Annotated in this window: 4 protein-coding genes; all 4 read right to left on the bottom strand. The window is 55.1% G+C overall.

Annotated features, from left to right (window positions below):
- Window positions 1-138 precede the first annotated feature (138 nt).
- Genes HUJ17_RS01535 through HUJ17_RS01520 form a run of 4 tightly spaced genes read right to left on the bottom strand, consistent with a single transcriptional unit; the run spans window position 139 to window position 4187 of the window.
- Window positions 139-789: an SPOR domain-containing protein gene (locus tag HUJ17_RS01535; protein WP_290509046.1), complete on the bottom strand. Its 651-nt coding sequence runs from the start codon at window positions 787-789 to the stop codon at window positions 139-141.
- Between the two features lie 16 nt (window positions 790-805).
- Complete coding sequence (locus HUJ17_RS01530) at window positions 806-1540, bottom strand: type III pantothenate kinase (RefSeq protein WP_290509045.1); 735 nt, start codon at window positions 1538-1540, stop codon at window positions 806-808.
- Window positions 1537-2508: a bifunctional biotin--[acetyl-CoA-carboxylase] ligase/biotin operon repressor BirA gene (birA, locus tag HUJ17_RS01525; RefSeq protein ID WP_290509044.1), complete on the bottom strand. Its 972-nt coding sequence runs from the start codon at window positions 2506-2508 to the stop codon at window positions 1537-1539. The genes HUJ17_RS01530 and birA overlap by 4 nt, the downstream gene beginning before the upstream one ends.
- Entirely contained in the window at window positions 2505-4187 is a 1683-nt protein-coding gene (locus tag HUJ17_RS01520) for an AMP-binding protein (protein WP_290509047.1), read from the bottom strand. Before HUJ17_RS01520 ends, birA begins: the two co-directional genes overlap by 4 nt.
- Between the last annotated feature and the right edge of the window lie 771 nt (window positions 4188-4958).

Below are 4958 nucleotides of genomic sequence, written 5' to 3'. Positions count from 1 at the left end.
AACCCCCGACCGGCTGATTACAAATCAGCTGCTCTACCAACTGAGCTACGCCAGCTCACAAGGGTTGCGAATTCTATAGAAAGGAATCAGGCGGCGCAATCCACTTGGAGATCAAACGCCTAATAATTACCCAGCAATTTACGAGCAGGCCACCCAGTCAAGCTTAAGAGACTGATTTGCCTGAAGAAAGATATCCAGTTCCGGCTTTTCTTCTGGCGCCTGATCCGCCAGATAAACCCAGTATTCAGTAACAGCCCGGGATGTTTCACGCACAAAGGCCGGATAACCGGCGTTGCGCATCTTTACGCGCAACCCTTCCGCCGACTCTGCACTGGAAAAATAGCCCAGAGAAATAGCATTGGCATCTTCCCCTTCCTTCACCACAAAGCTGTCCACACCATGATCCTGCAGCTCATGCAGCACCCTCAGCGCTCGCTCCCTGTCAGCATAAGGCGGCAGATATACCCAGTTAAGACGATCTTTCTCGATACTCAGCGCACGCACGCGGCCCGGCAAGCCTGCCGCTCTAAGCTGCACCGCACCAGCATTGGCCGCATCATGGGACTCCCAGGGCCCCACTACCGCGCAAAGGGAACCGGCTTCAGGCCTTCGCACGTCCACCCTGGTCGGCTGCGACCGCTCGGAAAGCAGCACTAACGGCTCCCCACCCGCAGCCTGGATCGGCACTCGCAACGACACCGCCGCATCACGGGGAGCCAGGCTTTTGGTGAGCTGCACCCCCAGATAAACCAGATTCACGACCAGCAAGCTGTAAAATATCCACCGCACCGGTGTTCCCCCACCATTATTGTTGTCGGGCTGCCACGCGCTCAAGGCCATCGAGGACCAGGTCGGGCATATGCAGAAACTCGAACTGGAAAGCACCTGTCAATTTCGGGGCATCACCGCCAGTCACCAGCACTTTACAAGTATCTTCAAGCACTTGGCGCAGTTCAACCACCACCTCCGTGACGAAGGCCACAGACATGCGCAACAAACCATTGTGCACACACTCACCGGTGGAACGGCCCAGAGCCGGCCGAGCCGTGGCCGGCTCGATATGCACATCCGAGGTATCTCGCAACAGGGCCGTTCGCAACATTCCCAGACCCGGCACGATATAACCACCGAGAAACTCACCCTCACCATCCACCGCATCAATGGTCAGGGCACTACCACAGTCAATAATGATACTGGCACCAAAACGCTGATGACCCTCGATCATTGCCACCCAGCGATCCACCCCCAACTTTCGAGGCTCCGGGTAACAGCTACGAACGCCGAAGTCCTGCGCGCAGGAGTAGTAGAAACATGGTGTCACACCGGTCCGGTCAGTCAGCAGGCCAGCAATTTCAGCGTCTGCAGAAGGCCCAGCCACAGAAGCAATCCAGATTGACTCGATCGGTTGGCCATCTTTCAGCAAGGTGCCGATAACAGCAGGCCAGTCTCTGCCATGCCGACAACCTCCCTGCTCAACCCTCTCACCATGGCGAAAGCGCCATTTCAGTGCGGTGTTACCCACATCCACAAACAGTTTCATCGGACTCTCAGACTCACTTCACCGCCATAGACTTCACGCACCCCGTCCGGCGTTTCCACGCGCAACGCCCCATCCACCAGAACTCCAGTTGCCCTGCCCTGGAGGACCTGCTCAGCGGATTGCACCTGCACCAACTTTCCTTTCACCGCATCATAGCGATCAAAATCATTCTGGAAAGCGGCAAAACCGTGCTGCGAGAAATGCGGCAGCATTTCCAACAAATGGGACAACACGCAACCCGCCAACCTTGTCCGAAGCGGCATTTCGGCAAGCTCGCTGGCCAGATCAGTCCAGGCCTGATCAATATCCCGGGCCTGGTGTCCCGTCATGCGACCATTGACACCCACACCGATGACCACATCCACCTGGCCATCCATTTCACCGGCCAACTCTATCAGTACCCCCCCCACCTTCGCGCCATTGATCTGCAGATCATTGGGCCACTTCAAAGCTACCGGTAAGGGCGGATCCAGTTCTTGCAACGCCTGAGCCACAGCCACACCCACCGCCAGGCTCAGCCCGCCTAAAGCGGCAAAACCACCACTAACAGGAAAACGAATGGAAAAATACAGGTTGGCAGCAAAGGGCGATTGCCACTGTCTGCCTCGCCGGCCACGCCCGGCTGTCTGGCATTCGGTGACAAATACCTGAGGACGGCGCACCGGGCCTTTTATCGCCAGAGCATCCGCATTCGTGGATTCGGTAACCCACTGATAATGCAACTGCGCCCTGTCACCCAGTATTGCCTGTAGAGACTGTGAATCAATCAAATCGACGGGCTGGGCCAACCGATAACCCTTACCCTTGACGGACTCCAGCGCCAAACCGAATTCTTCAAGGCGCTGAACACGCTTCCAGATAGCGGCCCGGGAAATCCCCAGAGCCTCCCCCAGCTCCGAACCGGAACGGAACTGGCCATCAGCAAGAAGGCGGATCAATTGTTGATCCGCCTCTTTGAGGGTACTCAAGCTTCCCAAACCACCCCTTTGGTTTTCGCCCACTTGGGGATGTCATCCGCATAACGTTTTTCAATTTCGTTACGCTTCAACTTCAAGGTAGGAGTAATCAGGTTGTTCTCGACAGTCCAGGCGTCCTTGCAGACCACCAGAGTCGTCATACGCTCATGGGGATCGAGCTCGTTGTTAACACGAGCCAGCAGCGCCTCGAGTTCTTTGGTGAAATGCTCTTTCTCGCTGCCCTTGGACAGCTTCTCCTGCTCTTCCGGGGTAATGTTCAACAAGGCAATTGGCTGCCCCATTCCTTGCCCGATAACACAGGACAACTCCAGACCCGGCTGGGTAGAGAGGCGGTTTTCAATCGGCGCTGGCGCCACATATTTACCTTTTTCGGTCTTGAAGATTTCCTTCACGCGACCGGTAATACGTAAACGACCCTTTTCGTCGATTTCACCCACATCACCAGTATGCAACCAGCCATCTTCGGTCAAGTCTTCAGCGGTTTTGTCTGGCTGCTTATAGTAGCCTTTCATGTTACCCAGGCTTCGCACCAGGATCTCTCCGCCTTCGCCAATCCGACACTCCACGCCATCATTGGGGGTGCCCACCCAACCAATCTTCTGGTCGCCTTCCTCGGTGGTATGCGACCAAGCCAGATTCTCGGTCATGCCATACACTTCCAGAATTTCCAGATCCAGCTTCTTGAACCAGGTAATGATGTCCGGGGACAGCGCGGCAGCGCCGGACAGAGCAATACGGCACTGATCCAGCCCCATGGCACCCAGCACTTTCTTTTTGATTACTTTATTCAGGAAAGGAATCTTCAGCAGCTTGTTTAGCTTCTTGGGAGGCACAGCCTCGGAAGCCTTTTGGTAGAACTTGGACCAGATACGCGGCACTGCGAAGAACACCGTGGGTTGGGCACGCTTGATATCTTCACCGAAGGTTTCCAGGGACTCTGCAAAGAATATCTTGCCACCCACATATAGCTGGGCAATTTCCACTGCAACGCGCTCGGCTACGTGAGAAAGCGGCAAATAGGAAATCATGCGTTCTTCCGGCGTCAGATTGTAAACCTTGATCATCTTCTCCCCGACGGTGGAGAAAGACTGGAAGTCATGCATAACCCCCTTGGGCATGCCCGTAGTGCCTGAGGTGTAAATAATGGTCGCGATATCTTGCATGGCGGGCTCAGCCACTTGCTCGATCGGCGCCGTATCGCGAATAATGTCGCCCCAGTTGGGGAAATCGTTCAGCGCATCGCGGGGGGCCAGAGTAAATGCCACTCGCTTGACACCTTCAGGCACACCTTCTTTCATGATGTCCCAGTCATCCAGCTTGCCGACGAAAAGGAACTTTGACTCACTGTGCTCCATGATCTGGCGGACCGTTTCTGCTACCAGAGTCGGATACAACGGCACGCTGACTGCGCCAGCCATCCAGATAGAAAGGTCGGCAATAATCCATTCCGCACAGTTTTTGGAAACCAGTGCCACGTGGTCACCTTTCTGAACCCCTTGCGACTGCAGGTAAGCCGCCATTTTGCGAGCTTCATCATTGATCCGGGCCCAGGTATAGTCCTGCAGCTCACCACCACCCATGGGCTGAACCATGGCCACTGACTCGCCCTGTTTCTCGCAACGCTGTTCCAGCGCTTTGAGCGGGCTCAATACTGCTGCCTTATTTTCCATTGTCATAATTCTTAACCTTTTCCCAAGTCCAAACGTATCGATACAGCCCGTTTTCGCGGGTCTGGCGCAGGCCTCTCCTGCATAAATGCAATAATCATTGCCCCGGTGCTGGATGCCGATCCATCCACCCCCAGGCTGGCGCTCTTTTACGTAGCGCACAGCTCGATTCAGTAAACCCCAACCATACCACTTTCATCGCTAGCGATGGAGCCTTTACAGCAACAGATGGCACGGTTCTCACCATGCTTAAGGATATCGGCGTTCAGCATAGAATGGCGGCCACCGGGGATAAAGCCCCTCTTGGTTTAATAATGTTTACAGCCTTTACCCTTGCCAGTCTCATACCCATAGCCGCACTCTGAACGTCACAGAGCAAGCAGGAGGAAATAGCATGTTTCTCAAAGAGTCTAACAGCGGCCATCTGGTCCAGATTATTGACCTGACAGAGCTGGTAAACCCTCTTCGCAGAGAGGTAAGCGGATGCTACCACCACGGTGAAGAAGCACAGGAAACGGAACCGTTCAGTAAGAGAGGGCTGGTGTTTCCGTCTGGAGAGGCACTGCCCAGGTGCTGGGTGGACCCGCATTATCGGGATGATGAGATTCGGAGTACCGGGATGGGAGGTTAAGGGCGGGACTCTGAGCTTGACACTGCGTCGTTGAAACCAAGCTCGCATGGCGAATGGTTGGTTTTCAGCTTCTAGCTTGGCGAGGGGCGTGATGACCTACTTAGGTAGCAAGCAAGCTTGCTATCCCTACGGGACGCCTTCGG

The sequence above is a fragment of the Alcanivorax sp. genome (assembly GCF_014762765.1).
Classification (GTDB): Bacteria; Pseudomonadota; Gammaproteobacteria; order Pseudomonadales; family Alcanivoracaceae; genus Alcanivorax.
This window is presented reverse-complemented; position numbering and strand designations above follow the sequence as displayed.

Bases quoted from the DNA above. Each gene is read 5' to 3' on its own strand.
- HUJ17_RS01530 (WP_290509045.1), bottom strand. From the start codon at position 1,540: ATGAAACTGTTTGTGGATGTGGGTAACACCGCACTGAAATGGCGCTTT.
- HUJ17_RS01520 (WP_290509047.1), bottom strand. From the start codon at position 4,187: ATGGAAAATAAGGCAGCAGTATTGAGCCCGCTCAAAGCGCTGGAACAG.